30 protein-coding genes are annotated in these 25,503 nt (G+C 73.8%); 20 read left to right on the forward strand and 10 right to left on the reverse strand.

Annotated features, from left to right (window positions below):
- Positions 1-20 precede the first annotated feature (20 nt).
- Genes IE317_RS00645 through IE317_RS00660 form a run of 4 tightly spaced genes read left to right on the forward strand, consistent with a single transcriptional unit; the run spans position 21 to position 1,783 of the window.
- Positions 21-407: a VOC family protein gene (locus tag IE317_RS00645; protein WP_191306037.1), complete on the forward strand. Its 387-nt coding sequence runs from the start codon at positions 21-23 to the stop codon at positions 405-407.
- Positions 407-727: a metalloregulator ArsR/SmtB family transcription factor gene (locus IE317_RS00650; RefSeq protein ID WP_191306038.1), complete on the forward strand. Its 321-nt coding sequence runs from the start codon at positions 407-409 to the stop codon at positions 725-727. Before IE317_RS00645 ends, IE317_RS00650 begins: the two co-directional genes overlap by 1 nt.
- Positions 724-1,194 (forward strand): SRPBCC family protein, encoded by a 471-nt coding sequence (locus tag IE317_RS00655; RefSeq protein ID WP_191306039.1) that lies wholly within the window; start codon positions 724-726, stop codon positions 1,192-1,194. Before IE317_RS00650 ends, IE317_RS00655 begins: the two co-directional genes overlap by 4 nt.
- Positions 1,181-1,783, forward strand: coding sequence for a TetR/AcrR family transcriptional regulator (locus tag IE317_RS00660; protein ID WP_373308952.1), 603 nt, complete (start codon positions 1,181-1,183; stop codon positions 1,781-1,783). Before IE317_RS00655 ends, IE317_RS00660 begins: the two co-directional genes overlap by 14 nt.
- Here the strand turns inward: IE317_RS00660 and IE317_RS00665 are convergent.
- On the reverse strand, positions 1,763-2,539 hold the full coding sequence (locus IE317_RS00665; protein WP_191306041.1) for an SGNH/GDSL hydrolase family protein: 777 nt from the start codon (positions 2,537-2,539) through the stop codon (positions 1,763-1,765). The two genes, IE317_RS00660 and IE317_RS00665, sit on opposite strands and share 21 nt — an antisense overlap.
- Positions 2,540-2,660: 121 nt before the next feature.
- Between IE317_RS00665 and IE317_RS00670 the strand changes: the two genes are divergently transcribed.
- From IE317_RS00670 to IE317_RS00680, 3 genes are read left to right on the forward strand one after another with little or no spacing between them, the layout of a single operon-like run.
- Complete coding sequence (locus IE317_RS00670) at positions 2,661-3,236, forward strand: dihydrofolate reductase family protein (protein ID WP_191306042.1); 576 nt, start codon at positions 2,661-2,663, stop codon at positions 3,234-3,236.
- A 60-nt stretch (positions 3,237-3,296) separates the two neighbouring features.
- Positions 3,297-3,971 carry a class I SAM-dependent DNA methyltransferase gene (locus IE317_RS00675; RefSeq protein WP_191306043.1) on the forward strand — a complete coding sequence of 225 codons (675 nt, stop codon included), beginning with the start codon at positions 3,297-3,299 and terminating at the stop codon, positions 3,969-3,971.
- 30 nt (positions 3,972-4,001) lie between these two features.
- A complete protein-coding gene (locus IE317_RS00680; protein WP_191306044.1) occupies positions 4,002-5,600 on the forward strand; it encodes a DUF1707 domain-containing protein in 1,599 nt (532 codons plus the stop codon).
- Here IE317_RS00680 and IE317_RS00685 read toward each other — a convergent pair.
- Positions 5,597-6,109, reverse strand: coding sequence for a CGNR zinc finger domain-containing protein (locus tag IE317_RS00685; RefSeq protein ID WP_191306045.1), 513 nt, complete (start codon positions 6,107-6,109; stop codon positions 5,597-5,599). The genes IE317_RS00680 and IE317_RS00685 overlap by 4 nt on opposite strands.
- Before the next feature lie 25 nt (positions 6,110-6,134).
- Between IE317_RS00685 and IE317_RS00690 the strand changes: the two genes are divergently transcribed.
- Positions 6,135-6,299, forward strand: a complete 165-nt coding sequence (locus tag IE317_RS00690; RefSeq protein WP_191306046.1) for a hypothetical protein — start codon at positions 6,135-6,137, stop codon at positions 6,297-6,299.
- A gap of 286 nt (positions 6,300-6,585) precedes the next feature.
- On the opposite strand, the gene IE317_RS00695 is transcribed toward IE317_RS00690, so the two are convergent.
- Entirely contained in the window at positions 6,586-7,620 is a 1,035-nt protein-coding gene (locus IE317_RS00695) for a site-specific integrase (RefSeq protein ID WP_191306047.1), read from the reverse strand.
- Between the two features lie 88 nt (positions 7,621-7,708).
- On the opposite strand from IE317_RS00695, the gene IE317_RS00700 reads away from it, so the two are divergent.
- From IE317_RS00700 to IE317_RS00720, 5 genes are all read left to right on the forward strand, one after another.
- The gene (locus IE317_RS00700; RefSeq protein ID WP_191306048.1) at positions 7,709-8,053 is read left to right on the forward strand and encodes a YciI family protein; all 345 of its coding nucleotides are present in this window, start codon (positions 7,709-7,711) and stop codon (positions 8,051-8,053) included.
- Positions 8,050-9,240, forward strand: a complete 1,191-nt coding sequence (locus IE317_RS00705; protein ID WP_191306049.1) for an RNA polymerase sigma factor — start codon at positions 8,050-8,052, stop codon at positions 9,238-9,240. The genes IE317_RS00700 and IE317_RS00705 overlap by 4 nt, the downstream gene beginning before the upstream one ends.
- A gap of 182 nt (positions 9,241-9,422) precedes the next feature.
- On the forward strand, positions 9,423-10,496 hold the full coding sequence (locus IE317_RS00710) for a hypothetical protein (protein ID WP_229902391.1): 1,074 nt from the start codon (positions 9,423-9,425) through the stop codon (positions 10,494-10,496).
- 9 nt (positions 10,497-10,505) lie between these two features.
- Complete coding sequence (locus IE317_RS00715; protein ID WP_229902392.1) at positions 10,506-10,856, forward strand: ArsR/SmtB family transcription factor; 351 nt, start codon at positions 10,506-10,508, stop codon at positions 10,854-10,856.
- A complete protein-coding gene (locus tag IE317_RS00720) occupies positions 10,853-11,284 on the forward strand; it encodes an SRPBCC family protein (protein ID WP_191306050.1) in 432 nt (143 codons plus the stop codon). The genes IE317_RS00715 and IE317_RS00720 overlap by 4 nt, the downstream gene beginning before the upstream one ends.
- A gap of 3 nt (positions 11,285-11,287) precedes the next feature.
- On the opposite strand, the gene IE317_RS00725 is transcribed toward IE317_RS00720, so the two are convergent.
- A complete protein-coding gene (locus IE317_RS00725; RefSeq protein ID WP_191306051.1) occupies positions 11,288-12,214 on the reverse strand; it encodes an AraC family transcriptional regulator in 927 nt (308 codons plus the stop codon).
- An 82-nt stretch (positions 12,215-12,296) separates the two neighbouring features.
- Between IE317_RS00725 and IE317_RS00730 the strand changes: the two genes are divergently transcribed.
- Together IE317_RS00730 and IE317_RS00735 are read left to right on the forward strand one after the other, a co-directional pair.
- Positions 12,297-13,118, forward strand: a complete 822-nt coding sequence (locus IE317_RS00730; protein WP_191306052.1) for an NAD(P)H-binding protein — start codon at positions 12,297-12,299, stop codon at positions 13,116-13,118.
- A gap of 17 nt (positions 13,119-13,135) precedes the next feature.
- Complete coding sequence (locus IE317_RS00735; RefSeq protein ID WP_191306053.1) at positions 13,136-13,594, forward strand: anthrone oxygenase family protein; 459 nt, start codon at positions 13,136-13,138, stop codon at positions 13,592-13,594.
- On the opposite strand, the gene IE317_RS00740 is transcribed toward IE317_RS00735, so the two are convergent.
- Genes IE317_RS00740 through IE317_RS00760 form a run of 5 tightly spaced genes read right to left on the reverse strand, consistent with a single transcriptional unit; the run spans position 13,591 to position 17,541 of the window.
- Complete coding sequence (locus tag IE317_RS00740; protein WP_191306054.1) at positions 13,591-14,076, reverse strand: GyrI-like domain-containing protein; 486 nt, start codon at positions 14,074-14,076, stop codon at positions 13,591-13,593. The genes IE317_RS00735 and IE317_RS00740 overlap by 4 nt on opposite strands.
- Positions 14,076-14,411 carry a YciI family protein gene (locus IE317_RS00745; RefSeq protein ID WP_191306055.1) on the reverse strand — a complete coding sequence of 112 codons (336 nt, stop codon included), beginning with the start codon at positions 14,409-14,411 and terminating at the stop codon, positions 14,076-14,078. Before IE317_RS00745 ends, IE317_RS00740 begins: the two co-directional genes overlap by 1 nt.
- 1 nt (position 14,412) lies before the next feature.
- Complete coding sequence (locus IE317_RS00750; protein ID WP_191306056.1) at positions 14,413-15,177, reverse strand: alpha/beta fold hydrolase; 765 nt, start codon at positions 15,175-15,177, stop codon at positions 14,413-14,415.
- The gene (locus IE317_RS00755; protein ID WP_191306057.1) at positions 15,174-16,448 is read right to left on the reverse strand and encodes an RNA polymerase sigma factor; all 1,275 of its coding nucleotides are present in this window, start codon (positions 16,446-16,448) and stop codon (positions 15,174-15,176) included. The genes IE317_RS00750 and IE317_RS00755 overlap by 4 nt, the downstream gene beginning before the upstream one ends.
- A 22-nt stretch (positions 16,449-16,470) precedes the next feature.
- Complete coding sequence (locus IE317_RS00760) at positions 16,471-17,541, reverse strand: TetR/AcrR family transcriptional regulator (RefSeq protein WP_191306058.1); 1,071 nt, start codon at positions 17,539-17,541, stop codon at positions 16,471-16,473.
- Between the two features lie 86 nt (positions 17,542-17,627).
- Between IE317_RS00760 and IE317_RS00765 the strand changes: the two genes are divergently transcribed.
- Positions 17,628-18,803 carry a cytochrome P450 family protein gene (locus IE317_RS00765; protein WP_191306059.1) on the forward strand — a complete coding sequence of 392 codons (1,176 nt, stop codon included), beginning with the start codon at positions 17,628-17,630 and terminating at the stop codon, positions 18,801-18,803.
- Here IE317_RS00765 and IE317_RS00770 read toward each other — a convergent pair.
- On the reverse strand, positions 18,786-19,592 hold the full coding sequence (locus tag IE317_RS00770) for a TetR/AcrR family transcriptional regulator (RefSeq protein WP_191306060.1): 807 nt from the start codon (positions 19,590-19,592) through the stop codon (positions 18,786-18,788). The genes IE317_RS00765 and IE317_RS00770 overlap by 18 nt on opposite strands.
- Positions 19,593-19,671: 79 nt before the next feature.
- Between IE317_RS00770 and IE317_RS00775 the strand changes: the two genes are divergently transcribed.
- From IE317_RS00775 to IE317_RS45015, 4 genes are read left to right on the forward strand one after another with little or no spacing between them, the layout of a single operon-like run.
- Positions 19,672-20,598 carry an ATP-binding cassette domain-containing protein gene (locus IE317_RS00775; RefSeq protein ID WP_191306061.1) on the forward strand — a complete coding sequence of 309 codons (927 nt, stop codon included), beginning with the start codon at positions 19,672-19,674 and terminating at the stop codon, positions 20,596-20,598.
- Positions 20,595-21,377, forward strand: coding sequence for an ABC transporter permease (locus IE317_RS00780; RefSeq protein ID WP_191306062.1), 783 nt, complete (start codon positions 20,595-20,597; stop codon positions 21,375-21,377). The genes IE317_RS00775 and IE317_RS00780 overlap by 4 nt, the downstream gene beginning before the upstream one ends.
- 44 nt (positions 21,378-21,421) lie before the next feature.
- Positions 21,422-23,923 carry a DEAD/DEAH box helicase gene (locus IE317_RS00785; RefSeq protein WP_191306063.1) on the forward strand — a complete coding sequence of 834 codons (2,502 nt, stop codon included), beginning with the start codon at positions 21,422-21,424 and terminating at the stop codon, positions 23,921-23,923.
- Positions 23,920-25,008, forward strand: coding sequence for an SWIM zinc finger family protein (locus IE317_RS45015; RefSeq protein ID WP_191306064.1), 1,089 nt, complete (start codon positions 23,920-23,922; stop codon positions 25,006-25,008). The genes IE317_RS00785 and IE317_RS45015 overlap by 4 nt, the downstream gene beginning before the upstream one ends.
- The last annotated feature ends 495 nt before the right edge of the window (positions 25,009-25,503 follow it).

The raw sequence follows: 25,503 nt of genomic DNA on the forward strand, positions 1-25,503 counted from the left end.
TCCTACGTATTGTCGGCGGCATGACGATCACCCGTGTGCAGTTCCTGACCCTGCCGGTCGCCGACCACGCCCGCGCGCGGGACTTCTACGTCGGCAAGCTCGGCTTCGAAGCCCTCGTCGACCGCCGCACGCCCGGAGGCGGCCGGTTCGTGCTGGTCGCGCCGAAGGGGGCGAAGACCGGCGTGGTGCTGACCGACCAGCCGGTCACCGGGATCGAACCGGGTCCGCGGCACTTCCAGCTGCAGACCACCGACGTCGACGCCGAGGTCGCCGCGCTGCGGGCGGCCGGCGTCGACGTCGCCGAGCCACAGCGGCAGCCGTGGGGCCGGGCGACCTCGTTCAAGGACGTCGACGGCCACACGATCGGCCTGCTCGAGCCGTCGGACTTCGGCGCCGTGCCGCGCTGATGCCGGTCAACGACGACGTCTTCGCCGCCCTCGCCAGCCCGGCGCGGCGCGAAGTCCTGCGGCTGCTGCTCGACGGCCCGATGGCCGCCGGCTCGATCGCCGAGCGGTTCGAGATGGCCCGGCCCAGCCTCTCGGAACACCTGCGGGTGCTTCGTGAGGCGGGGCTGGTCACCGAACAGCGTCAGGGCCGCAACCGGGTCTACCGCCTCGACGCGGCCCCGCTGGAGCAGGTCGCGGACTGGCTCACCCCGTACGAACGCTTCTGGCGGGCCAAACTCGCCAACCTGCGCGACCTGCTGGACGAAGAGGAAGACCTGTGACCGACGACGACCCGACGGCGATCCACGTCGACCAGTTCCTCGCCCACCCGGCCCGCAAGGTGTGGCGCGCGCTGACCGAGCCGGACCTGCTGGAACGCTGGATCAGCATGCCCAACGACATCAAACCCGTGGTGGGGCACCGGTTCCACCTGCTGGCCGAGCCGGTGCCCGCGGCCGGGTTCGCCGGCGGCCCGGTGGCGTGCGAGGTCCTCGAAGTCGAGGTCGAGCGCAAACTCAGCATCCGCTGGGGTCCGCAGTGGACGGTGACCTGGCGCCTGGAGCCGGAAGGCACCGGCACCCGGCTGCTGCTCAGCCACGAGGGATTCGACCCGGACGACGACTTCCAGCGCGTCTCCCGCCGGATCATGGGCGGCGGCTGGCGCTCCCACGTGCCGCGGGCACTGGCCCGGTTGCTGGACACGTTGCCCGAGCCCGGCCCGTTACGATCAGGTGGTGACCTCCGCTGAGCCCGCCGAGCCGAAACCGCTGCGCGCCGACGCCCGCCGCAACCGGACGCGCGTGCTGGAGGCGGCCGAGAGCGTGTTCGCGGCCAAGGGCACCGGGGCGCCCACCGAGGAGGTGGCCCGGGTCGCCGGCGTCGGCATCGGCACGGTGTTCCGCCACTTCCCGACCAAGGAAGCACTGCTCGAAGCGGTCCTTCACGCGCGGCTGAGCCGGTTCGTCGACGAGGCCGAAACGGCCGTGGCCGCGGAGTCCGCCGACCCGGGTACCGCGTTCTTCACCTTCCTCACCAGCTGGATCGAGATGTCGAGCGCGAAGAACGCCTACTTCGAGGCGCTCACCGCGGCCGGGGTGACGGTGCCGGTCGCGAAGTCCGACATCGGGGCGCGGCTGCTGTCGGCCCTCGGCGTGCTGCTGTCCCGCGCGCAGCAAGCGGGCGCGGTCCGGGCCGACCTGGTCGTCGGCGAGCTGATCCCGGTGATCATCGGTGTCGCGCGGGCGGCGGAGTACGCCGGCCCGGACGCGGCCTTGCGCGACCGGGCCGTGGCCATCCTCTTCGACGGCCTGCGCCCCTCAGCGGGTGACCGGCGCTGAATCCACCGGTGCCAGCGCCGGGCGCTTCGCGGCCATGGCGTCCCCGGACGACTCGCCTTTCACCCGCCGCCGCACCCACGGCAGCGCGTGTTCCCGCGCCCACTGCAGGTTCTCGCTCCGGCGTGCGGCCGGGCTCAGCACCGCGCGCGGTGCCGGTTCCGGCTTGACCAGCGGGTGCTCCACGCCGAGGACCCGCAGCACCTCGATGGCGACCTCGGTGTGGCCGAGCGCGTTGAGGTGCAGGCGGTCCGGCGCCCAGAACCGGCGGTCGCACAGCTGCCGCATCGACCACAGGTCCACCAGCAGCGCGTCGTGACGGGCGGCGATGCCGCGCACCAGCTCGTTGTAGATGGCCACCCGGCCGCGGATCGTGCGGAACAGCGGGTCCTCGACGCCATCGACCCCGGTGAACAGCACCAGGCGGGCGCCGGTGGCCCGGATCCGGGCGACGGCCGCTTCGTACTTGACGAGCATCGCGTCGATGTCGACCTTCGGGCGCATCAGGTCGTTGCCGCCGGCGTAGAGGGTGACGAGGTCGGGCTCCATGGCCAGCGCCCGCTCGAGCTGGTCGGCGAGCACCTGGGGCAGCAGCTTGCCCCGGATGGCGAGGTTGGCGTACCGGAAGTCCGGTTCCCGCGCGGCGAGCTGCTCGGCGACGCGGTCGGCCCAGCCGCGCACGCCGTTGGGGGCGGCGGCATCGTCGTCGCCGACGCCTTCGGTGAACGAGTCCCCCAGAGTCACTAAGCGCTTGCTCATGTGTCCAGTGTAGGCAGGCCGCGAAGAAAAATTCCGGAGGCCTGTCGGATCGCGGCGGTGGTGTTCGTGGCCGGGGTGAGGCGCCACCCGGCGCGACCGACGATTCCCGCGAGGAGCCACCATGACCGCCACCTACACCTTCGACATCTTCTCCACGCTCGACGGCTTCGCCAACCACGACGGCGACTGGGGCGGCTACTGGGGCAAGCAGGGCCCGGAGTTCCTCGCCCACCGCGCCGCCGCCTACCGCGACCCGCTGCGCATGGTGCTCGGGGCCAGGACCTATTCCTCGAACGCGCCGTTCCTGCGCGCGGGCGTCGACCGCGGCCGGCTCGACGGGTGGATCACGCGCATGTTCGAGTCCCCGGTGACGGTGCTCTCCCACCGGCTGACCGAGCCGCTCGACTGGCCGGGCACGACCATCGAGCCCGGTGATCCCGTCGAGGTGGTCCGGCGCCTCAAGGCCGGATCGGACGTGCCGCTGCGCTCCCACGGGAGCCTGACGCTCAACCGCGCGCTGCTGAACGCCGGCCTGGTCGACCTCATCGAGGTGACGGTCTTCCCGGTGCTCTCCGGCAAGACCGGAGTGGACCGGATCTTCGACGGCGTGGACGACTTCGACCTCGAGCTGCTCGAGGCCCGGACCTTCGACGGCCACACGCAGGTGCTGACCTACCGGCCGGTGCGGCACGGGTGACCGGGTTCTCCCTCCGCAAAATCCGTGGACCGCCGCGCCCCGGGCCGGTACACGGGAAAGGTGACCTCCTACGACGCCATCGCCGACTGGTACGAAACCACGCTCGTCCCCAGCTGGCGGGCGGACCCGCTGGAGTTCGGGCCGATGCTGCGGGACCTGCTCGGACCGGGCACGGGAGCCTGTCTCGAACTCGGCTGCGGCACCGGCGCCCACGCCGAGCGGATCCGGCAGCTCGGCCGGACCCCGCTCGGCGTCGACGTCTCCGCCGGCATGCTGCGCCACGCGGCGGCGCGGCTGCCGGTCGTGCGCGGTGACGCCGGGGCGCTGCCGATCACCACCGGGGCGCTGCCCGCCGTCGTCGCGATCATGGTCCACACCGACATGCCCGCCTACCCGGCGGTGCTGCGGGAAGCCGCCCGCGTGCTGGCGCCGGGCGGGGTGTTCGTGCACATCGGCGTGCACCCGTGTTTCTGCGGCGGATTCGCCGACCGCACCGACGGCCGGGCCGTGGTCATCCGGCCCGGCTACCGGGAGCACGGCTGGACGATGGAGTCGTGGACCGACCAGGGCCTGCGGGACAAGGTCGGTGCCACCCACCGGCCGCTGCCCGCGCTGCTGGGCGCGGTCCTCGATGCGGGCCTGGTGTTCGAGCGGTTCGCCGAAGGCGGCGCACCCACCCCGACGGTGTTCGCCTGGCGGGCGAGAAAGCCTTGCGCCGAAAGGCCGCACCGATGATCGTCCGGGCCGGGTCGCTATCCTCCCGCGATGACTGGGGAAGTCCGAATCGGTGATCAAGCCCGCGCGGCGGCCACCCGCACGCTGGACACGGCGTTGCGCGAAGGCCGGCTCGATCTGGCCGAGTACGAACGCCGGGTGGTTCTCGTCCAGGCGGCCAAGGTCCGGAAGGACCTGACCCCGGCCGTCGCCGACCTGCCCGGCAGTTCCGGCCGCACCGGCACGAAACTGCGGGTTTCGGCCGCCGACCGGGAACGGGCGCTGGTGCGGCTGGCCGGCGCCCTGACCGACGGGCGCCTGGAAGCACGCGCCTACGCCGACGCCGAGGAACTGCTGAACCGGGCCGTCACCTACGCCGACGTCGACGCCGTCGTGGGCGACCTGGACGCCAAGGCGAGCCACACCGAACGCGACCAGGCCATCGCGCGCATCGAGGCCGCCGTCGCCGGCGGGCTGCTGGAGCCGGCCGAACAGCACGACCGCGTGGCCGCGGTCCGGCGGGCGACCACCGACGCCCAGCTGGCCGCCCTGGTGGCCGACCTGCCCACCGGTACGGGCCCGGCCCGGTCGCCGCGGGCGTCCCACGCCGACCGGGAAGCCGTTGTCGCGCAACTGCACGACGCCGTCGAGGCGGGCGTGCTGGACCTGCCGGAGTTCGACGAACGGGTGCGCGCGGTCTACGCGGCCCGGTTGCGCGACGAGCTGACGAGACTGGTGGCGGACCTGCCGCACCCGGAGCCGCCACCGGCTCCGCCGGCCGCCTTGCCACCCGCACCGCCGATCGCCCCGCCCCCGCGGCAGCAGCCGTCGTTCGGGACCGGCATGACCACGGCCAAGGTGGCGGCCGCCGGCTGGTTCGTCATGGTCGGCATCGTGGTCGTCCTGGGGGTGGCGGGGTTGACCGTCCCCGCCCTCGTGCTCGGGGCACTGTCGGCGATCGTGTTCGTCGGGATCCTCGTGTGGGCCAAGCGCACGGTGACCGCGGCGATGGAGGCGGAAAGCGCTCCCCACACCGGAGAGCCGTTCCTGCCGGCGGTCGAACCGTTCCCCGACCGGGGGCCGACGTGGGTCGACGTGGATCCGGCCGAGTGGACGCCGAAGGAGCGGGCACTGGGCCGGCACAAGGGCGACCTCGAATCGATCACGGCCCTGGTGCTGCCCGACGGCACGCCGGTCGCGGTGGTCGCCGACTGGGGGAACCACCTCCGGGTGCTGAACCTGGCGAACGGGAAGCCCCGGTTCCGGCTCACCGGCCACACCCAGCCGGTCAACGCGATCGACTCGATGGTCCTCGCCGACGGGACCCCGATCGTCGTGTCCGCGGGCGAGGACAAGACGATCCGCGTCTGGGACCTGGGACGCCAGACGTTGCTCCACACCATCACCGGCCTGGTCGAAGCGAAGGAGGCCGTGGTGTGCACGGCCCTGCCGGACGGCACCCCGGTCGTGGTCGCCTGCGACTGGGAGCCGGGCAACACGTCGGTGTGGAACCTCCGGGACGGTTCCGAACTGCCGTTCCGGTTCGATCTCTGGGGAAAGCTCCTGAGCGCGGTCGCCCTTCCGGACCGGACCCTGCTCCTGGGGTTCTCCGACGAAGCCCGCGCGGCGGCGGTGCGGCAGCTGCGCTAGGCGCTGACCTGCCTCGCCCGGTGCTCGGCGACGTGCACCCGCGTGGCACACCGCGTCGAGCAGAACCGGCGGCGGCCGTTGCGCGAGGTGTCGACGTACGCCGTTTCGCAGCCTTCGCGGCTGCAGATGCCCAGGCGGTCCGGAGCCTCGCACACGAGGTGGGCCAGTCCGCCCGCGGTATAGGCGCGGACCCGGCCGACCGGACCGGCGTCCTCGGCCGAGTAGTGCAGGTGGGGTGGCTTGCCGTCGTGGGTGGTGATGTACGGGCGGCACGCCGCTTCGGCAAGCAGCTCGTTGACCAGGGCCGGGCGGGCGGCGGCCTCGGCGGCGAACACCGGCCGCAGCCGGTCGGCCCACGCGCCGATCAAGGCCGCTTCGCCGACGGTCAGTGCCTCGATGGCGGCCATGCCGTTGCGGACCATCCCGTCGAGGAGCTCGCTCGCGGACCCGGCGTTGACCAGGTCGGCGGCCACCAGAGCCGCCGGGCCGCCGTAAGGGTTGAAGTGCACTGAGCCATTACAGCACGATCGGGGCATGAACCGGAACCGTTGCCCCCGCTGCGGCTGGCCGCTCGCCGAACTCCCCGAGACCGCGGCCCGGCCCGTCACCCACCGGCTCGACTACGTGCGCTGCGTCTGCGGCAGCTGGCTCGCCCGCTTGGACGGCGAAGTCGTCGGCGCCACCCGCTCGGCACCGTGACTCGCCGCTCCCGCGCCGGCGAGCGCGCGGGAGCTCCCGGCGCGCGGCTCACCAGCGCCATCCGGCGAGCGCCGTGACTCAGAAGTCGAGCGCGCCTGCCATGCGCCTTGGCCGCCGATCGCCGCGGGCTCAGCAGCGCCACCCGGGCGGCACCGTGACTCGCCCTTCGCGCGGGCCGACCAGCGCCATCGGCCGCCGCTGCGGCTCAGAGGGCAAGTGCGCCCGCCAGGCGCCTTCGCCGCCGATCGCCGCGGGTTCATCAGCGTCATCCGGCGAGCGCCGTCTCTCAGAGGTCGAGTGCGCCCGCGGCGTTGTCGTTCCACTGGTCGACGCGGCGGATGTACTCGTACAGCGCCCGGCTGCCGCGGACCCAGCGGCCCTGGTCGGCGATCGCGAGGTCGTCGGCCCCGGCGCGGCGGGCCTCGGTGGCGAAGCCGGATCGCAGGGAGTGGCCCGTGACCGGGTAGGGCAGGCCCGCCCGGACGCCGGCCCGGGTGAGGATCTGGTTGACGCCGGTGGTGCTCAACGCGGGCTCGCCGACGTTGCCGTGCCGGTCGACGCGGCGGAACGCCGGCCCCTCGGTGATCCCCGCGCCGGAGCGCCAGGCGTGCCACGCCCGCACCGGGTCGGTGTCGGGGTTCTCGCGCCGCGGGACCACCATGTCGCCGGTGCTCTTGCCGTGCCGGACGGTCACCGCGAGGCCCCGGTCGTCGACCGGCTGCACGTCGGTGACCAGCAGGTTCGCCAGGTCGGAGCAGCGGGCGGCGATCGGGAAGCCGATCAGCAGCATCGCCCGGTCGCGGGCACCGGCCAGGGTGTCGGGGCACGCACGCGACATGGCCCGCAGGTCGGCGAGGGTGACCATGGTGGCCTTGCCGCGACCGCGCTGGATGCCCTCCCGGGCCAGCCGCTGCCGGTATCCCTTCAGCGCCCGCCACGCGGCGCGGCTGGCTTCGGGATCGACGATCACCTTGTGGTGGCGCAGCCCGGCGAGCGCGCCGGTGAGCCGCCGCTCGATCGTCGAGGGCGCCGCCGGAGCGGCCCGCTCGGGCACTTCGGGCACGGCCCGTTCGTCCGGCCGCAGTGTGCGGCCGCGTTCCAGCCACACGACGAACCCGGTCAGGGCGCCGATCGTCGCCGACAGCGGCGGGATCCCGGCTTCGGCGGTGTAGTCCTGCCAGACCTGCCAGTCCTGGGCGTAGGCCTTGAGCGTGTTGGGTGGCCGTTGCCCGTCGACGTGCCGGGCGGCGGCCTCGTCCAGCAGCGCCAGCCGCTCGTGGGCGCTCACCGCGGCGTCGGTCACCGGTTCCAGGTCGGGCACGCGCCGAGGTTACGGGATCTCGGTAGGTTCACGTGTCGATCCACGCGGGTGCCGTTCGTATCAGCGGTGGGACACCGAGGAGGACGAAATGAAGCAGTACCTGCTCAGCATCTACCAGCCCGACGGCCCGACCCCGCCGCCGGAGGTCCTGGACGGCGTCGTGCGCAAGCTCGACGCGCTCAACGCCGACCTCAAGGCGGCCGGGGCCTGGGTGTTCGCCGGCGGGCTGCACCCACCGTCGACCGCCACCGTGCTGCGGGCCGCCGACGGCGACACCCTCATCACCGACGGCCCCTACACCGAAGGCAAGGAACACCTGGGCGGGTTCACCATCATCACCGCGCCCGACCTCGACGCCGCGCTCGCCTGGGGTGGCCGGCTCGCCGACGCCGTCGCTCCGCTGCCCGTCGAGGTGCGGCCGTTCCAGGGATGAGCGTCGAGGAGGTCTTCGCCGCGGAGTACGGCCGGGCCGTGTCGGTCCTCGTGCGGGTCTTCGGGGACATCGACATCGCGGAGGAAGCCGTGCAGGACGCGTTCGCCGAGGCGGTCCGGCGGTGGCCCTCGACCGGGCTGCCGCCGAGCCCGGCGGGCTGGATCATCACCACCGCCCGCAACCGCGCCATCGACCGGCTGCGCCGCGAGGCGGCCCGTGCGGACAAGCACGCCCAGGCCGCCCTGGTGCACGCCGAGACCGAACCCGTGGAGGAGGGCGCCGTGCCCGACGAGCGGCTCCGGCTGATCTTCACCTGCTGCCACCCGGCGCTGGCCCGGCCGGCGCAGGTCGCGTTGACGTTGCGGTTGCTCGGCGGCCTGAGCACCGACCAGATCGCGGCCGCGTTCCTGGTCACCGAGTCCACGATGGCCCAGCGGATCGTCCGGGCGAAGAACAAGATCCGCGACGCGGGCATCCCGTACCGCGTCCCGCGGGACGCCGACCTGCCCGCGCGGCTGACCGCGGTGCTGGCCGTGCTGTACCTGATCTTCAACGAGGGCTACACCGCCAGCGCGGGGGAGGAGCTGATCCGCGCCGAGCTGTGCCGCGAGGCGATCCGGCTCGCCCGGGTTCTGGCGGGGCTGATGCCGGACGAGCCCGAGGTGCAGGGCCTGCTCGCGCTGATGCTGCTGATCGACGCCCGCCGCGAGACGCGCACGACCTCTTCCGGGGAGGTCGTGCTGCTGGCCGATCAGGACCGGTCGCGCTGGGACGCCGGCCTGATCGCCGAGGGCCAGGAGATCGTCCGTCGCTGCCTGCGCCGCAACCAGCCGGGCCCGTACCAGATCCAGGCGGCGATCCAGGCCGTCCACAGCGACGCACCGACCGACTGGTCGCAGGTCAAGGCGTTGTACGACCAGCTGCTGGGGTGGACGCCGACGCCGGTGGTGGCGTTGAACCGGGCGGTGGCGGTCGCCGAGGTCGACGGTCCTGCCGTGGCGCTGGCGCTGGTCGAGGACCTCGATCTGCCGCGGTTCCCGCTGTTCCACGCGATCCGCGCGGACCTTCTGGCCAGGGTGGGCCGGCCGGGGGAGGCGGCCGTGGCCTACGCGGCGGCCATCGAGCTCACGCGCAACGCCGCGGAGCGGGCTCTGCTGGAACGCAAGCGCGCGTCAATCCTGGGTTGACGTTTCGAGGGGGGTCCTAGTTTTCGGATCCCCGAATCCGGCCCTCGTCGGCTCCCCGGTGAACTACCTAGTTCTAGGTTTGGATATGTGACCTTATCCAAACTCAGATCCTGTCCAGATCTTCTTTAGATTTTGAACAGATGGTTCTAGTTCTATTTAGAAGCTTTGATAGGGTCTCTGCCATGACGGAGGACGCTGGTCAGGTGCGAATCTGCGAGTACCGGAGATGCGGAGCGCCGCTGCCGCCGGCTGTGGGGCGCGGGAGCCGCGCGCGGTTCTGCCAGGACGGCAAGACCTGGGGCCGCCGGAGCCTCAGCTGCCGTGACGCCGAGGCCGTGCTCTCGGACGCCGAGTCGCTGCGGGAGAGCGACACCGAGCTGGACGACACCGCCGTCACCGCACTGGCCGGTCAGGTCGACCGGGTGCTCGAACCGGCCCGCGGGCTCGTGGAAACCCTCGCGACGCTGCGGCACCAGCTCGAGGCGACGACCGCGACCGCGCTGGCCGAACGGGATGCGGCCCTGGCCGAGGCCGACGAACACCGTCGGCGGCGTGGCCGTGCGGAAGCCGAAGCCGCGCAGGCCCGGGACATCGCCGAAACTGCCGTGTCCGAAGCCGCCGCGGCGGAGCGGGAAAAGGTGGCCGCACTCGGGGAGCGGGACGAGGAGCGTGCCGCGAAGCGGGCTGCCGTCCAGGAGCAGCAGCGGGCCGAAGGGCAGCTGGCCGCGGTCCGCGACGAGCTCGGCCGCGTCGCCGACCGGGCCGATGCCGCCGCCGCGCTCGCCGGCGAGCGCGCCGCGGTGATCGCGACACTGACCGCCGAACTGGCGGCCGCCCGGACCGCCCTGGAGGAGGAACGCGGCCGCGGCCAGGCCGCCGCGGCGCGCGCGGAGGCGGCCGAAGCCCGGGCCGCGGCCGTCCAGGAACGGCTCGATGCCGCCCGTGAAGACCATGCCAGGGCGACTGCGGCACAGGACGCCTCGCACGAAGCCGCGCTCGACCGGGCCCGCGCCGAGGCCGAGCGCCTGCGGTCCGGGTTCGACCAGCGGCTCGCCGAGCTGCAGGCGGGGCACGAACAGACCGTCCGGTCGATGCACGAAACCGCGACGAACCTCGGTGCCGAACTGCGGACCGCGTCCGGCCGGGCCGAGGCCGCCGAGCGCGAGCTGTCGCGGGTGCTCGGCGTTCTGCGTGAGGCGCCGGAGCTCCCGCAAGCACTTAAGCAGCTGCTTGACCGATTGCCGGAGCGGAGTTAACTTAAGTAAGTGCTTAACCATGAGGAGTCGCTGGACCTGCTGTTCCGCGCCCTGGGTGACCGGACGCGGCGGGCGCTGGTGCAGCGGCTGGTGCGCGGGCCGGCGTCGGTCAGTGAGCTGGCCGAGCCGCTGACCATGTCGCTGGCCGCGGTCGTGCAGCACCTGCAGGTGCTGGAAACCGCCGGGATCGTGCGGTCGGAGAAGGTCGGCCGCGTGCGCACCTGCCGGATCGAACCGGCGGTGCTGCGCGCGGGCGAGCAGTGGCTGGGACGTCAGCGCACCACGTGGGAGAGCAGGCTCGACCGGCTCGGCGACTTCCTCGCCGACCCGCCCGGAACGTCGGAAGGGAGCACGTCATGACCGTCCTGCACAGCACGTTCAGCCTGGAGCGCACCTACTGGGAGCCGCCGGAGCGGGTGTTCGCGGCCTGGGCGGACCCGGCCGCCAAGCAGCGCTGGTTCGCTTCCGAGGCGCCCCACGAGCTGGACTTCCGCGTCGGCGGCCGGGAAACCGTCGAAGGCCGCACCCCCGGCGGCGGGCCGCTGAAGTTCGTCGCGACCTACCACGACATCGTGCCCGAGCAGCGGATCGTCTTCTCCGGCACGCTCACCGGCGACGGCTCGCTGGCGACCGTGTCGACCACGACCGTGGAGCTGTTCGCCGAAGGGGACGGCACCCGGCTGGTGCTCACCGAGCAGGACACGTTCCTCGACGGCGCAGAGAAGCCGGAGTGGCGCGAGCAGGGCACGGGCGACTGGCTCGACCGGCTCGGTGCCGAACTGAAGTAACGCCTACCGGGTCCGGTAGTGCTGCGGGCTGGCGCCGAACTCGCGTTTGAACGCGGCGCTGAGGGCGAACGCGCTGCCGTAGCCGACCTGGCGGGCGATCGAGGCGATCGTCGTCTCCGGGTGCTGGCGCAGCAGGTCCGCGGCCAGCGCGAGCCGCCAGCCGGTCAGGTACGCCATCGGGGTCTCGCCCACCGCGGCCGCGAACCGGCGGGCGAACGCGGCCCGGGACACCCCGACGTCGGCCGCGAGCTTGGCGACCGTCCACGGCTCGGCCGGCTGGTGCTGCAGCAGCCGCAGGGCCTGGCCGACGACCGGGTCCTCGTGCGCCCGGTACCACGCCGGTGCGCTGGTGTCCGGCCGGTCGAACCAGGCGCGCAGCGCGGCGATGAGCAGCAGGTCCAGCAGCCGGCCGAGGACGGCTTCCTGGCCGGGGACGTCCTTGCCGATCTCGGTGGCGAGCAGCCCGGCGAGCGGGGTGGGCCAGTCGGCCGCGCGCAGCACGATCAGTGCGGGCAGCGCGGCGAGGAGTTTCCGGCTGATTTCGCCTTCCATGCCGTAGGTGCCGGTGAGCAGCACGACCGGGCCGCCGGTGCCCCAGGTGCGGACGCCGAGGTCGGCGTAGGCGCTCAGGTGCCCGCCGTCGGGGGTGCGGCACTCCTGGCCGGGCAGGATCAGCGCCTGCGGCGGGGTTGCGGGGTGGTCGGCGACCAGGTACGGGTCCGGGCCGCGGGTGATCGCGACGTCGCCTTCGCCCAGCAAGATGCCTTCGCCGCCGTCGGGCACGATCCACGCTTCGCCGCGGACCACCGTCACCACGGTCAGTGGCGCCCGGTCTTCGATGCGCAGCGCCCACGGCGGGGTCAGCACCGAGCGCAGCAGGAACGCGCCGTGGGCGCGAGGGCCGTCGAGGAGGGCGGCGAGCGGGTCCATGCCGTTGATCGTAGACGCTGGAACATGCGATCAAGGCTTTGAACCATGGAGAGTCTTACTGGACGCCGGTTGACTGATCGGCATGACAACGAACTTCCTGGTGGTGGGCGGCACCGGCAAGACCGGGCGCCGGGTGGCGGACCGGCTGCGCGAGCGCGGCGAGAACGTGCGGATCGCCTCGCGGCGCGGGGTGCCGCCGTTCGACTGGAGCAAGCGGGAAACCTGGCCGGAGGTGTTCGACGGCGTCGACGCGGTCTACCTGGCCTACTACCCCGATCTGGTGGTGCCGGAGGCGGCCGGCGACATCCGGGCGTTCACGGAACTCGCGGTGGCGGCCGGGGTGCGGCACCTGGTGCTGCTGTCCGGCCGCGGCGAGGCGGAAGCCGAGGCCTGCGAGGACATCGTCCGGGCGGCCGGGACCGGCTGGACGATCCTGCGGTGCAGCTGGTTCGCGCAGAACTTCAGCGAGCACTTCCTCCTCGGCGCCGTGCGCGCCGGGGAGATCGTGCTGCCGGCGGGTTCGGTGACCGAGCCGTTCGTCGACGTCCGGGACATCGCCGATGTCGCGGTGCGGGTGCTGACCGAGCCCGGCCACGCCGGCCGGCGGTACGAGCTGACCGGGCCGCGGCTGCTGAGCTTCGCCGACGCCGCCGCCGAGATCGCCGCCGCGTCCGGCCGGGATGTCCGCTATGTTCCGGTTTCGGCCGGGGAGTTCGCGGCCGCGGCGGCGAGCCAGGGCGTGCCCGAAGAGGAGGTCGGCGCGCTGACCGAGCTGTTCGCCCGCGTTCTCGACGGCCGCAACGCATCGGTGACACCCGACGTGGCGGACGTGCTGGGCCGTCCGGCGACGGATTTCGCCGATTTCGTGCGGGACGCCGCGGCGACCGGGGTCTGGACGCGGTGACGGGGAAGGGGAATCCGATGGCGACGGTGGTGCTGGTGGCCGCGCTGGTCGCGGCGGGACTGATCGCGGGGTTGTTCTACGCCTACGCCTGCTCGGTCCTGCCGGGTCTGGCGCGCGGGGACGACAAGACGTTCGTCGAAGGCATGCGCGGGATCAACATCGCGATCGTCAACCCGGTGTTCATGCTGACGTTCCTGGGGGCGCCGCTGTTGGCCGGGGTGGCGGTGTTCCTGCACCTGGGGTCGCCGTCGCTGCCGTGGGTGGTCGCGGGGTTCGTGTTCCTGGCGGGGATGGTGCTGCTGACCGGGGCTGTGCACATCCCGCTGAACAACGCCCTCGAGGCCGGCGGCGACGACTACGCGGCGGTGCGGGCGGCGTTCGAGACGGCGTGGGTGCGCTGGAACGTGCTGCGCGCGCTGGTGAGCACGGCCGGGTTCGGCTGCCTGGTCGCGGCCGTGCTCACCCGGCGCGGTTAGTCCTCGAGGCGGAAGAGCAGGTCGGTGACCCTCTGCGCGGGGTCGGGGACCTGGCGGGGGTCGCTGCGCAGGACTTCCAGCCGGCAGCCCCATTCCTCGCCGTCCGGTCCGCCGGTGCGGTCCCAGGTGAGGCCTGCGGCGGCGCCCCAGGCCAGCACGGCCTCGGTCGCGGCGGCGAGGCCGCCGGGAGCGCCGACGTAGGTGTCGAGGACGTACCGGCCGGCCGGGAGTTCGCCGAGGAAGGCGGGCTCGTCCGGGGTGTGGTCGCCGTCGATGGGGACGCCGGCTTCGACGGTGAACCGCAGGCCCCGGTGCAGCACGCGGTAGCGGAAGAACGGGGCTCCGGCCGGGGCGAGGCCGTGGGCGGCGAGGGTGCCGATGAGGGGTGGCAGCCGGTCGGCGATCCGCGGGAAGTCCGGGATGGCGAGGGTGGCGCGTTCGGCGACGTACCGCTGGGCGGGCCGCTGCACGACGGTCGGCATCAGGCGAAGTCCTCCGGTCCGAGCATCGGACGGACTTCGATGCTGCCGTAGGAGGCGGCGGGGTGGCGGGCGGCGAGTTCGAGGGCTTCGTCGAGGTCGGCGCAGTCGAGGATGACGAACCCGCCGATCTGTTCCTTGGCTTCGGTGAACGGCCCGTCGGTGAGCAGCACTTCGCCGTCGCGGACGCGGATGGTGGTGGCTTCGGTCGGCGGGCGCAGGCCGCCGCCGCCGCGGATCTTGCCGCGGCGTTCCATGTCCTCGCTCCAGCCGCCGCAGCCGTCGTAGGCGTGTTCCTCTGCGGTTTCGTCGCCGCAGATCATCAGCAGGTACTGCATGTCAGCATCCTTTCAGGACTTCGCGCAGGCGCGCGGCGAACGCTTCGGCGTGGGTGTCGAACCCGCCGTGGCCGCCCGGGAAGACCTCGGTGCCGGCGCCGAGGGCCGCGGCCAGCCCGAGGGCGGCCTGGTGGACCGGCAGGGCGGTGGACTCTTCGCCGACGGCGACCACCAGCCGCGCCGGTGTTGCCCGGAGTGCGTCGAGGTCGGGCTCGTAGGCGCCGGTCGCGGGCATGAGGTGGCCGAAGAAGTAGGCGAAGTTGCCTTCCGCGCGCGGGTCGAGCGGCGGGGCGGGGTCGACGCCGACGACCTTCATGAACGCGGCGAAGGCGGCGGCGAGGCCTTCCTCGCGGAACAGGGCCGGGATGTCGGGACCGTCGAGAGCACCGGCGGGCAGGTACCGGGTGACCGGCGGTTCGTGCAGCACGACCGTGCCGACGTCACCCGCGTGCCGGCGCACGAGTTCGAGCAGGGTGATCGCGCCGCCGCTGCTGGCCAGGACGTCGGCGGGGCCGACTTCGGCGAGCAGCCGGTGCACGTCGTCGGCGTGGTCCCCGACCGGGTCAGGGCCCGGGGTGCCGTCGAGGGGGCTGCGGGACAGGCCGCGCGGGTCGAACGTCACGACGGTGTGGTCTTCGGCCAGCAGCGGCCGCAGGTGGGTGAACACCTGGGCGTCGGCGGGTCCGCCGGGGACCAGCAGCAGCACCGGGCCGGTGCCGTGGACGTCGTAGGTGAGCGTGGCGCCGGGGACGGCGAGGGTGGTCATGGGGCTTCCTCCGGTGGTCGGGTTTCCCCTGCCCGACGAACGGCGTCGCCCGGGACCGACACCAACTCGGAAATTCTTCGCGTGAGGTAGGTGCGTTCGGCTTCGGTGCCGGCCAGCTCGCGGGCTTTCCCGTACCAGTGGGCGGCTTCGGCGTGGCGGCCGAGGCGGCGGAGGAAGTCGGCGCGGGTGGCGGCGAGCAGGTGGTACCTCTCCAGCGGCAGGGCGTCGAGGAGCTCGAGTCCGGCCGCGGGCCCCTCGGCCATGCCGACGGCGATGGCGCGGTTGAGGTCGACGACGGCGCTGGGGACGTGCTTGCGCAGCTGGTCGTAGAGGCCGGCGATCTGGGGCCAGTCGGTGTCGGCCGGGTGGGCGGCGGTGGCGTGGCAGGCGGCGATCGCGGCCTGGATCTGGTAGGGCCCCGGCCTGCGGCGGCGCAGCGCGGTCTCGAGGACGGCGGTGCCTTCGGCGATGGCGGCGGTGTCCCAGCGGGTGCGGTCCTGTTCTTCGAGGGGGACGAGGACGCCACCGGCGTCGACGCGGGTTTCGCGGCGGGCGTGCTGCAGCAGCATCAGGGCGAGCAGGCCGAGTGCTTCGGGTTCGTCGGGCATCAGCTGCGCGAGGACGCGGGCGAGCCGGATCGCTTCGGCGGCGAGGTCCGGGCGGAGCAGGTCGGGGCCGGCGCTGGCGGAGTAGCCCTCGTTGAAGGTCAGGTAGAGGACTCCGAGCACGGCGTGGGTGCGTTCGGGCAGCAGGTGCGCGGGTGGGACGCGGTAGGGGATGCGGGCGTGGCGGATCTTGCGCTTCACCCGCACGAGCCGCTGGGACATGGTCGCTTCGGGGACGAGGAAGGCGCGGGCGATCTCGGCGGTGGACAGCCCGGCGAGGGTGCGCAGGGCGAGCGCGACCTGGGCTTCGGTGGCCAGCGCGGGGTGGCAGCAGGTGAAGATGAGCCGCAGGCGGTCGTCGGTGACGCCGCTGTCGTCGGGTTCCGGTGCGTCGGGGACGGGCATGCGGGCGGCCTCCCGGAGCTTGGCGGCGCCGACGGCGTCGCGGCGGAGCCGGTCGGTGGCGCGGTGGCGGGCGGCGGTGGTCAGCCAGGCGCCGGGCCGGGCCGGGACGCCGTCGCGGGGCCACGTCCGCAGGGCCAGTGCGAAGGCTTCCTGGGCGCACTCCTCGGCGAGGTCCCAGTCGCCGGTGATCCGGATGAGCGTGGCCACGACCTGGCCCCACTCCGCCCGGAACGCCTCGGCGACGGCGGTCTCGACGTCCACCACCCGCTCCTTCCCGCCGGTTTCAGCCTCCCGACGAACGGCCGGGCCCGGAACCGACAGCCACGGCGTGACACGCGCCGAATCCTTCCGCGCGCGCGACGATCCGGCCGGCTTCGACGCGGACGGCGGTCTCGGTGGCGTCGCTGACGGCGGTCACGCCGGCGGCTGCGGCGAGGGCGCCGGCGGCGTCGCAGACCAGCCGCAGCCGGGGACGGGCCGGCGGCGCGATGGCCTGGTCCAGGCAGGTGCGCAGGTCGGCGACGGCGAGCCGGGTCAGCGGGGCGAGTTCGCCGGGATCGCTGGTGACGAGCACGGCGGTGACATCGGCGCCGGCGCGGACGGCTTCTTCGAAGGCGGCGGCGCGGTGCAGGCCGAGGACGGCCACGACGCCGTCGCCGGGCCGGAAGTTCTCGCCGGTCAGCAGGTCGGTCGCCGACGGCGGGTCCCACGGCTGCCCGGTGGGCCGGGCCTGGGTGGTGATCGGCGGCTCGGCCGGCCAGTCGTCGGCGAGGCCGAGGTCGAGCAGGGCGGCGCAGGCGGTGACGAGGTGGAACGGTTCGCCGAAGCCGGGTGCGGCGGCGGCGAGCTGGCTCGCGCCGTGCAGCGTGGTGAGCGCGGCTTCGGCGACCCGCACCAGGCGCCGTCCCGGGCGGGCGCGCTCGAGGGCCAGCCCGAGCAGGATCGCGTCGAGGCGGGTGAGCTGGGCGAACGGCCGCCGGGTGTGCTCGTCGGCGAGGACCTCCGGCAGCAGGTCGCGGGCGAGCCGGGCTTCTTCGCTGTCGCTGTCGGTGGACAGCGGGAGCCGGGCAATCCAGGCACGGGCGAACGCGGCCAGGACGTCGGCCGCGGACGGGTCCGGCGGCGGGGTGGCGGGCCGGGGCGCGCGTTCGGCGAGGTCGGCCAGCACCGCGAAGTACAGGGCGCGTTTGCCGGGGAAGTTGGAGTAGACCGCGCCGCGGGTGAGTTCGGCGCGTTCGGCGATGACGTCGATCTTCGCCTCGCGGAAGCCGCGGCGGGCGAACTCGTCGCGGGCGGCGGTGAGCACCTTGGCGCGGTTGCGCTCCTGGGTTTCCGCCCTGCTGAGCCTGACCATCGTCCTCCTTGCCGTGGGATCCCGGGCCAAGATACCGTGACCACTGAGATGATAAGAACATCTGATACCAACATCTGGAGTGGTGGATGACCCCCGAGATCGACCTGACCGACCCCACGGTGCTCACCGACCCGTTCACCGCCTACGATCACGCGCGTGAGCAGGGCGCGGTGGCCAGGCTGGTCATCCCCGGGTTCGGCCCGTTCTGGGCCCTGACCCGCTACGCCGAAGCGCGCGCGATGCTGACCGACCCGCGGTTCGAGGTGAATTCCGGCAGCTTCCTGCGCCCGCCGGGCATTCCCGACCACTGCCTCGCGTACCTGGAGACGATGGCGGAGAAGGACGGGCCGGAGCACCTGCGGCTGCGGCGGCTGGTGGCGCCGGCGTTCACGCCCAAGCGGGCCGCGCAGCTGTGGCCCCGGCTGGCGGCGATCACCGCACGGCTGCTCGACGAGCTGCCCGGGCACGCCGAGGACGGCGTCGTCGACCTGGTCCCGCACTTCGCGCGGCCGCTGCCGATCGACGTCATCTGCGAGCTGGTCGGCATTCCGGAGACCGACCGGCCGCGCTGGCGGGACTACGGTGCCGCGGTCGCGAGCGGGATGGGGCCGGACTTCGCCGCGGCGATCCCGGCGATCATCGAGGGCGCGAAGGAGGCCGTGGCGCGCAGCCGGGCCGAGCCGGGTGACGACCTCATCGGCGACCTGGTGCGGGTGCAGGCCGAGGACGGTGACCGGCTGAGTGACACCGACCTGGTCACCCTGGTCTGGCACCTGGTCCTGGGCGGGCAGACGCCGGTGAACCTGATCGCCAACTCCGTGGAAGTGCTGCTGCGGCACCCGGACCAGCTGGCCCTGCTGCGGGCGGACGCCGGGTGGTGGCCGGGGGCGGTGGAGGAGCTGATGCGGTTCTGCAGCCCGCAGCTGCTGACCACGCCGCGGTTCGCGCGCGAGGACGTCGAAATCGGCGGGCAGGTGATCGGCAAGGGCGAGCGGGTGACCGCGGCGATGGTGGCCGCCGACCGCGACCCGCGGGTGTTCGCCGACCCGGACCGCTTCGACATCACCCGCACGGGGCCCGCGCAGCTGGGCTTCTCGCACGGACCGCACTTCTGCCTGGGTGCCTCGATCTCCCGGGTGCAGACCGAAGTGGCGTTGTCGGCGCTGTTCGAGCGCTTCCCGGGCTTGGCGCTGACCGAGGACGTGCCGCGGGCGCCCGACGGCGGGACCTGGCGCCCGGCGCGGCTACTGCTGGCACTCTGACCGCCGGTTCGCCTGCCTGGCGCGGGTGGTGACCAGGGCTTCGATGCCGTCGAGGACGCGGGCCAGGCCGAAGCGGAAGGTGTGGGCCGGGTTCTCGGCGGCGTTGTGGGCTTGCCCGGCCACTTGGCCGACGCGGGAGGAAATCGGGTAGTGCGCCGCGTCGGCGGCCGGGATGCCGGCCAGCACCGGCCAGGCGCGCTCCCACCACTGGGCGTCGGTCATGCCGGTGGCGCGGACCAGGCGGGCGTTGTCGAGCGAGCTGCGCGCGGTGGCGCGGACGAGGCCGGTGACGAGGCTGACCACGGCGTCCATTTCGACGTCGTCGAGCCCGATGCCGTCGATCGCGCGCAGTTCTCGCTCGTACTTGGCGAAGCTGTGTGGGCCGAGCGCGGAGCGGCTGGTGGGGACCTGCAGCAGCCACGGGTGGCGGTGCAGCAGCGCCCACTGGTCTTCGGCGATCGCGGTCAGCGCGGCGCGCCAGCCGAGGCCTTCGTCGACGGCGGCCAGTTCGCCGTGGGCGTGGTCGATCATCAGGTCCAGCAGCTCGGCCCGGCCCGGGACGTAGGTGTAGAGCGACATGGGGGAGACGCCGAGCTGCTCGGCGACCCGGCGGATGGTGACGGCGTCGATGCCGTCGGCGTCGGCCAGCGCCACCGCCGCGCGCACGACGTCGGCGGTGGCCAGTTTGGGTTTCGGACCGCGGCGCGGCGGCGCCGAGACGCCCCAGAGCAGCTCGATCGCCCGTCGCGGATCGCCGTCACCGTTGTCCTGCGTGCGCACGCCGGCCATTCTGCCCACCTGATTTTCGTACAACGTACAGAGTTGTGCTACCCTCTTCTTCGTACACTGTACAGAGTTAAGGGGCAGGATGACTCCGCAGATCCACGCCGAGGGACTTCGCAAGCGCTACGGCGACGCGTACGCCCTCGAGGGGTTCGATCTCTCCGTCCCGGCCGGCACCCTGTGCGGCCTGCTGGGACCCAACGGCGCCGGGAAGACGACGGCGGTCCGCGTGCTCTCGACGCTGCTGCGCCACGACGGCGGGGTCGCCCGGGTCGCCGGCTTCGACGTCGCCACCGAACCGGCGAAAGTGCGTTCGGCGATCGGGCTGGTCGGGCAGCAGGCGGCCGTCGACGAACTCCTGTCCGGGCGGCAGAACCTGATCCTGTTCGGCCGGCTGCACCACCTGGGCCGCCGCGAGGCCACCCGCCGCGCCGACGACCTCCTCGAACGGTTCGACCTCGCCGCCACCGGTTCGAAGCCGGTGTCGGCCTACTCCGGTGGGATGCGCCGGCGCCTGGACCTCGCCGCGTCGCTGCTGGCCGCCCCGCGGGTGCTGTTCCTCGACGAGCCGACGACCGGGCTCGACCCGCGCAGCCGGCTGGAGGTCTGGCGGGCGGTCCGGTCCCTGGTCGCCGACGGGACGACCGTGCTGCTCACGACGCAGTACCTGGAGGAGGCCGATCAGCTGGCCGACCGGATTTCCCTGGTCGAGCGCGGCCGGGTGATCGCCGAAGGCTCCCCGGCCGAGCTGAAGGGCTCGCTCGGGGCGACCCGGATCGAGCTGGTGCTCACCGACCCCGGCGACCTCGGTGCCGCGGCCGGGCTGCTGGCCCGGGTCACCGGCGCCGAGCCGGTCACCGACGAGCTGCGGGTGAGCGCGCCGGCCGAGCCGTCCATGCTGACCGACGTCGTGCGTGAGCTGGCGGCGACCGAGCTGTCGTTCGCCGACGTGGCGCTGCGGCACCCGACGCTGGACGAAGTGTTCCTGGAGCTGACGGGCGTGGCGCGATGAGGTGGGCGATCGAAGACGGCTGGACGCTGACCGGGCGGTACCTCGCGCAGCTGGCCCGGCGCCCGGCGCGCCTGGCCGGGGTGGTGGCGTTCCCGATTCTGATGGTGCTGATCTTCGCCTACCTGCTCGGCGGCGGGATGAGCGTGCCCGGCGGCGGCTCCTACCAGGAGTTCCTGATGCCGGGGATGTTCGCGATGACCATGGCCTTCGGGCTGTCGGGGACGATGATCGCGGTGCTGGACGACACGGGCAAGGGCGTCACCGACCGGTTCCGGTCGCTGCCGATGGCGCCCTCGGCGGTGTTCACCGGGCGGGTGGCGGCGGATCTGGTGAACGCCGTCCTCGCGCTGGCCGTGCTGGTGGGCTGCGGGTTCGCCGTCGGCTGGCGCCCGCACGGGAGCCTGGGGGAAACCCTCGCCGCGCTCGGCCTGCTGCTCCTGCTGCGCACCGCGCTGGTGTGGGCCGGGATCTACCTGGGCCTGCTGACCTCGGATCCGGCGATGGTGTCGCTCGTGCAGACGCTGGAGTTCCCGTTCGGGTTCCTCTCCGGCGCGTTCGTGGCGACCTCCACGATGCCGGCGTGGCTGGGAACCGTGGCCGAGTGGAACCCGTTGTCCTCCACGGTGACCGCGGCGCGGGTGCTGTTCGGCAACCCCGGCGCGGCCGGCACGTCCTGGGTGAGCGCGCACGCGGTGCCGATGGCCGTGGTGTGGCCGCTGGTGCTGCTGGCGGTGTTCGTGCCGTTGACCGTGCGCCGATACAGGAGGCTGGGGAACTGAACGTCCACTTCGAACCGGGCGAACCACCGCGGGCGGGCCGCCTGGTGGTCGACGGCCGCGTACTGTCCATTGCGGACGGCCTGCCGGAACTGCTGACCGGCGCCGACCCCTTCTGGGCGACGGCGGCGCGGGCGGCGCTGCGGCTGGTCGCGGCGGGACGGCTGCTGCCGGGGGTCACCGCGGCCGGGCACGACGCCTGGCGGGCGGGGCCGCTGGAACCGGCGGAAGCCGCGTGGCTGCGGGACCTCGCGGCCGCGATGCCGCCGGACGACCGCGCGCCCGGACCGCTGCTGCGGGCTTTCCTCGACGCCGTCGCCGACACGCTGCCCCGCACCCCCGCCGCGGCCAAGGCCGCCGGCACGCGGTTGTTCGCCGCCGTCGCGCCCCAGCGCGCGGATTCCCTGCGTGACTGGGCGGACGAACTGGCCGCGGGCCTGGACTCCGGGATCCGGGTGTCGCTGCGGGTGGAGGCACCTGGCGGGTTCGACGCCGGGCGCTTCCAGGCCGTGGTCCAGGTGCACAGCCTGGCCGAGCCCGGGCTGGTCGCCGACGCGGCGCAGCTGTGGGAGACCGGCCGGTTCGGGCCACGGGCCCGCATCGACGTGCTGCTGGCGCTGCGCCGCGGCGCGCAGGTGTGGCCGGCGCTGGGACCGCTGCTGACCTCGGCGGTGCCGGCCGAGGTGGCCCTCGGCGAGGACGACGTGACCGAGCTGGTCGCGTCCGCGGGCCCGCGGCTGGCGGCGGCGGGGATCGACGTGCACTGGCCGGCCGAGCTGGCGGGCTCGCTGACCGCGCGGGCCGTCGTCCGCGCCGGGGACACCCCGGGTGACCTGCCGTCGTTCTTCGGCGGCGGGCACGCGTTGGCGTTCGACTGGCAGTTGGCGCTGGGCGGTGAGGTGCTGACCGAGGCGGAACTGGACGCGCTCGCCGAAGCCCGCCGTCCGGTGGTGCGGCTGCGCGAGCAGTGGGTGCTGATCGACCCGGCGCTGGCGGCGAAGGCGCGGGACCGGGCGCTCAAGCCGCTGACGCCGGTCGACGCGCTGGGTGCGGTGCTGTCGGGGACCACCGAGGTCGAGGGCGAAGTGGTCGAGGTCGTCACCGACGGCTGGCTGGCGCGGCTGCGGGAACGGCTGTCCCTGCCGCCGGAACCCCAGGCGCCGCCGCCCGGGCTGGCCGCGACGCTGCGGGACTACCAGCTGCGCGGGCTGCAGTGGCTGGCCACCGTCACCGGGCTCGGCCTCGGCGGCTGCCTCGCCGACGACATGGGCCTGGGCAAGACGGTCACGCTGATCGCCCTGCACCTGCACCGGGCGTCGGGGCCGACGCTGGTGGTGTGCCCGGCGTCGCTGCTGGGCAACTGGGAACGCGAGATCCGCCGGTTCGCCCCCGGCGTGCCGGTGCGGCGCTTCCACGGCAGCGCCCGGTCCCTGGACGAGCTCGACGGGTTCGTCCTGACCACCTACGGCACGCTGCGCACCGATCCCGCGCCGCTGGCCGGCGTGCGGTGGGGGCTGCTGGTGGCCGACGAGGCCCAGCACGTCAAGAACCACCGCTCGGGCACGGCGAAGGCGCTGCGGCTGGTGCCGGCGGCGGCGCGGGTGGCGCTGACCGGCACGCCGGTGGAGAACACCCTTTCGGAGCTGTGGGCGATCCTCGACTGGACCGCGCCGGGCCTGTTGGGGTCGCTGAGCGAGTTCCGGACGCGGTGGGCCAAGCCGATCGAAGCCGGGGACCCCGCCGCGGCGGAACGGCTGTCGCGGCTGCTGCGGCCGTTCCTGCTGCGGCGGCGCAAGTCCGACCCGGGGATCGCCCCGGAGTTGCCGGCGAAGACGGAGACCGACCGGCCGGTGGCTTTGAGCGCGGATCAGGTGGCGCTGTACGAAGCGGTCGTGCGGGAGATGATGGCCGACATCGCCGCCAGCGACGGGATGGCCCGGCGCGGGCGGATCGTCAAGCTGCTGACCGCGCTCAAGCAGATCTGCAACCACCCCGCGCAGTACCTCAAGCAGCCGGGTGGGCGGTCGGGCAAGGTGGAGCTGCTCGACGAGCTGCTGGACACGATCCTCGCGACCGGCGGCGCGGTGCTGGTGTTCACCCAGTACGTCGCCATGGCGCGGCTGCTGGAGAAGCACCTGGCCGCGCGCGGGATCGCCACGCAGTTGCTGCACGGCGGCACACCGGTGGCGCGCCGCGAAGAGCTCGTGACGCGGTTCCAGGACGGCGAGGTGCCGGTGTTCCTGCTGTCGCTGAAGGCGGCGGGCACCGGGCTGAACCTCACGCGCGCCGACCACGTCGTGCACTTCGACCGCTGGTGGAACCCGGCGGTGGAGGACCAGGCGACCGACCGGGCGTACCGGATCGGGCAGACCCGGCCGGTCCAGGTGCACCGGCTGGTCGCCGAGGGCACGGTCGAGGACCGGATCGCGGCGATGCTGCGGGAGAAGCGCGCGCTGGCCGAGGCCGTGCTGGCCGGTGGCGAGGCGGCGTTGACGGAACTGTCGGACACCGAGCTGGCCGAGCTCGTGGAACTGAGGAGCCGCGGATGAGCGACGACCGGGTACGCGGCTTTCCCGCGTTCGGCGCGGGCGGCCGCTTGGCGCGTTCGTGGTGGGGCCAGGGGTGGGTGCGCGCGATGGAGGACACCGCGCTCGACCTGCGTCAGCTGAAGAAGGGCCGCAAGTACGCCGCGGCCGGGCTGGTCGGCCCGATCACGGTCAGCCCGGGCCGCATCGCGGCGGCGGTCGACGACGCCGACGGCGGCCCGTACCGCACCCAGCTCCGGCTCGCGGAGCTGTCCGAAGCGGACTGGACCCGGTTCCTCGACCGCGTCGCCTCCCGGGCGGGGCACCTGGCGGCGCTGCTGGACCGCGATCTGCCACCCGATCTGGCCGAAGCGGCCGGCGTCGACCTGCTGCCGGGGATCGGCGACCTCGACCCCGAATGCGACTGCCCGGGGTGGGAGCTGCCGTGCCGGCACGCGGCGGCGTTGTCGTTCCAGGCGTCGTGGCTGCTCGACGCGGACCCGTTCCTGCTGTTGCTGATGCGCGGCAAGGGCGAGCGGGAGATCCGCTTCGAGCTGGAGAGCCGCACGGCGCCGGTTGTTTCCGAGGAACCGGCCGCGGACCGGGTGCCGGGCGAGCTGCCTTCGCTCGAGGAGTTCCGGCCGTCGGGAGCCCCGTCGATCCCGGCGGCACCGGGGGTACCGGCCTCGGTGTTCGAACTGCTGGCGGCGAACGGTGCCGCGCGGGCCCAGGCGTTGCTGGAGGGACGCTCGTGGCCGGCTCGCCGGCTGGACGCGATCCGCCTGGCGGCGGAGTTCCCCTCGGCGGCCGGACGGCTGGGGGAGGGTGCGGGGTTCGCGCGGGCGGTGGCGGCGTGGCGGTACGGCGGGCCGGACGGGGTGGAGGTCCTGGAGACACCGTGGACGCCGCCGAAGGCGGTGCTGGCGGCCGCGCGGGCAGCGCTGGCGGAGGTCGAGGCGGAGCCGGTGTTCGAGCGGAACCGGTGCACGGTGGGTGAGGTGCAGCTGAGGCTGGATCGCCGAGGCCGGTGGCACCCGTACCGGCTCGAGGGAGGGGAGTGGTGGCCCGCGGGGCCGCCGGAGAGCGACCCGGGACTGCTCGCGGGCTGAGGTGAGGTGAGGCGAGACCGCTTCCAGGCGCGGGCCGGGCTGGAGTTGGGTAGGTCCCGCCGGAGTCGTGGGTCTGCCGGTTGGTGTCCGCCGACCTGGCCCGCTCACCGCTTTGGGCCGGGCCCGCCTCGCCCGGCCGGCCGGGTTCGCGCCTCCTCGGCCGGCCTGGCGCTGCCGCTCCCGGACCGGCCTGGCCCGCTCACCGCTTTGGGCCCGCCTCGCCTCGCCTCGCCCCGGCCTGGCCCGGGCGGGCTGCCAGGGGCCGACCGGTTCGGCCGAGCCAGCGCTGCCGCTCCCGGACCGGGCTGCCGAGTGCAGGGCGCCGCGGAATCCGCCCGCTTCCTCCCCGCCAACCCCGACCGCCGCCGCCCGGTGAGTGCCGCACGCGGGGGCAAGCCGGCCGAGCACCGCAAGCCCCGCGCTGCCAGGCGGAAATCCGCCCCATCCCCCCGTATCCAGCGCGGTACTCGTTGTCTCCTGTCCCCTGACGGCGGG

It is taken from the genome of Amycolatopsis bullii, from assembly GCF_014654205.1.
Taxonomy (GTDB): Bacteria; Actinomycetota; Actinomycetes; order Mycobacteriales; family Pseudonocardiaceae; genus Amycolatopsis; species Amycolatopsis plumensis.

Coding starts and splice junctions, on each gene's coding strand:
- IE317_RS00645 (WP_191306037.1), top strand. CDS start 21: ATGACGATCACCCGTGTGCAGTTCCTGACCCTGCCGGTCGCCGACCAC.
- IE317_RS00650 (WP_191306038.1), top strand. CDS start 407: ATGCCGGTCAACGACGACGTCTTCGCCGCCCTCGCCAGCCCGGCGCGG.
- IE317_RS00665 (WP_191306041.1), bottom strand. CDS start 2,539: ATGAGCAAGCGCTTAGTGACTCTGGGGGACTCGTTCACCGAAGGCGTC.
- IE317_RS00670 (WP_191306042.1), top strand. CDS start 2,661: ATGACCGCCACCTACACCTTCGACATCTTCTCCACGCTCGACGGCTTC.
- IE317_RS00680 (WP_191306044.1), top strand. CDS start 4,002: ATGACTGGGGAAGTCCGAATCGGTGATCAAGCCCGCGCGGCGGCCACC.
- IE317_RS00690 (WP_191306046.1), top strand. CDS start 6,135: ATGAACCGGAACCGTTGCCCCCGCTGCGGCTGGCCGCTCGCCGAACTC.
- IE317_RS00700 (WP_191306048.1), top strand. CDS start 7,709: ATGAAGCAGTACCTGCTCAGCATCTACCAGCCCGACGGCCCGACCCCG.
- IE317_RS00705 (WP_191306049.1), top strand. CDS start 8,050: ATGAGCGTCGAGGAGGTCTTCGCCGCGGAGTACGGCCGGGCCGTGTCG.
- IE317_RS00710 (WP_229902391.1), top strand. CDS start 9,423: ATGACGGAGGACGCTGGTCAGGTGCGAATCTGCGAGTACCGGAGATGC.
- IE317_RS00720 (WP_191306050.1), top strand. CDS start 10,853: ATGACCGTCCTGCACAGCACGTTCAGCCTGGAGCGCACCTACTGGGAG.
- IE317_RS00725 (WP_191306051.1), bottom strand. CDS start 12,214: ATGGACCCGCTCGCCGCCCTCCTCGACGGCCCTCGCGCCCACGGCGCG.
- IE317_RS00730 (WP_191306052.1), top strand. CDS start 12,297: ATGACAACGAACTTCCTGGTGGTGGGCGGCACCGGCAAGACCGGGCGC.
- IE317_RS00735 (WP_191306053.1), top strand. CDS start 13,136: ATGGCGACGGTGGTGCTGGTGGCCGCGCTGGTCGCGGCGGGACTGATC.
- IE317_RS00740 (WP_191306054.1), bottom strand. CDS start 14,076: ATGCCGACCGTCGTGCAGCGGCCCGCCCAGCGGTACGTCGCCGAACGC.
- IE317_RS00745 (WP_191306055.1), bottom strand. CDS start 14,411: ATGCAGTACCTGCTGATGATCTGCGGCGACGAAACCGCAGAGGAACAC.
- IE317_RS00750 (WP_191306056.1), bottom strand. CDS start 15,177: ATGACCACCCTCGCCGTCCCCGGCGCCACGCTCACCTACGACGTCCAC.
- IE317_RS00760 (WP_191306058.1), bottom strand. CDS start 17,541: ATGGTCAGGCTCAGCAGGGCGGAAACCCAGGAGCGCAACCGCGCCAAG.
- IE317_RS00765 (WP_191306059.1), top strand. CDS start 17,628: ATGACCCCCGAGATCGACCTGACCGACCCCACGGTGCTCACCGACCCG.
- IE317_RS00770 (WP_191306060.1), bottom strand. CDS start 19,592: ATGGCCGGCGTGCGCACGCAGGACAACGGTGACGGCGATCCGCGACGG.
- IE317_RS00775 (WP_191306061.1), top strand. CDS start 19,672: ATGACTCCGCAGATCCACGCCGAGGGACTTCGCAAGCGCTACGGCGAC.
- IE317_RS00780 (WP_191306062.1), top strand. CDS start 20,595: ATGAGGTGGGCGATCGAAGACGGCTGGACGCTGACCGGGCGGTACCTC.
- IE317_RS45015 (WP_191306064.1), top strand. CDS start 23,920: ATGAGCGACGACCGGGTACGCGGCTTTCCCGCGTTCGGCGCGGGCGGC.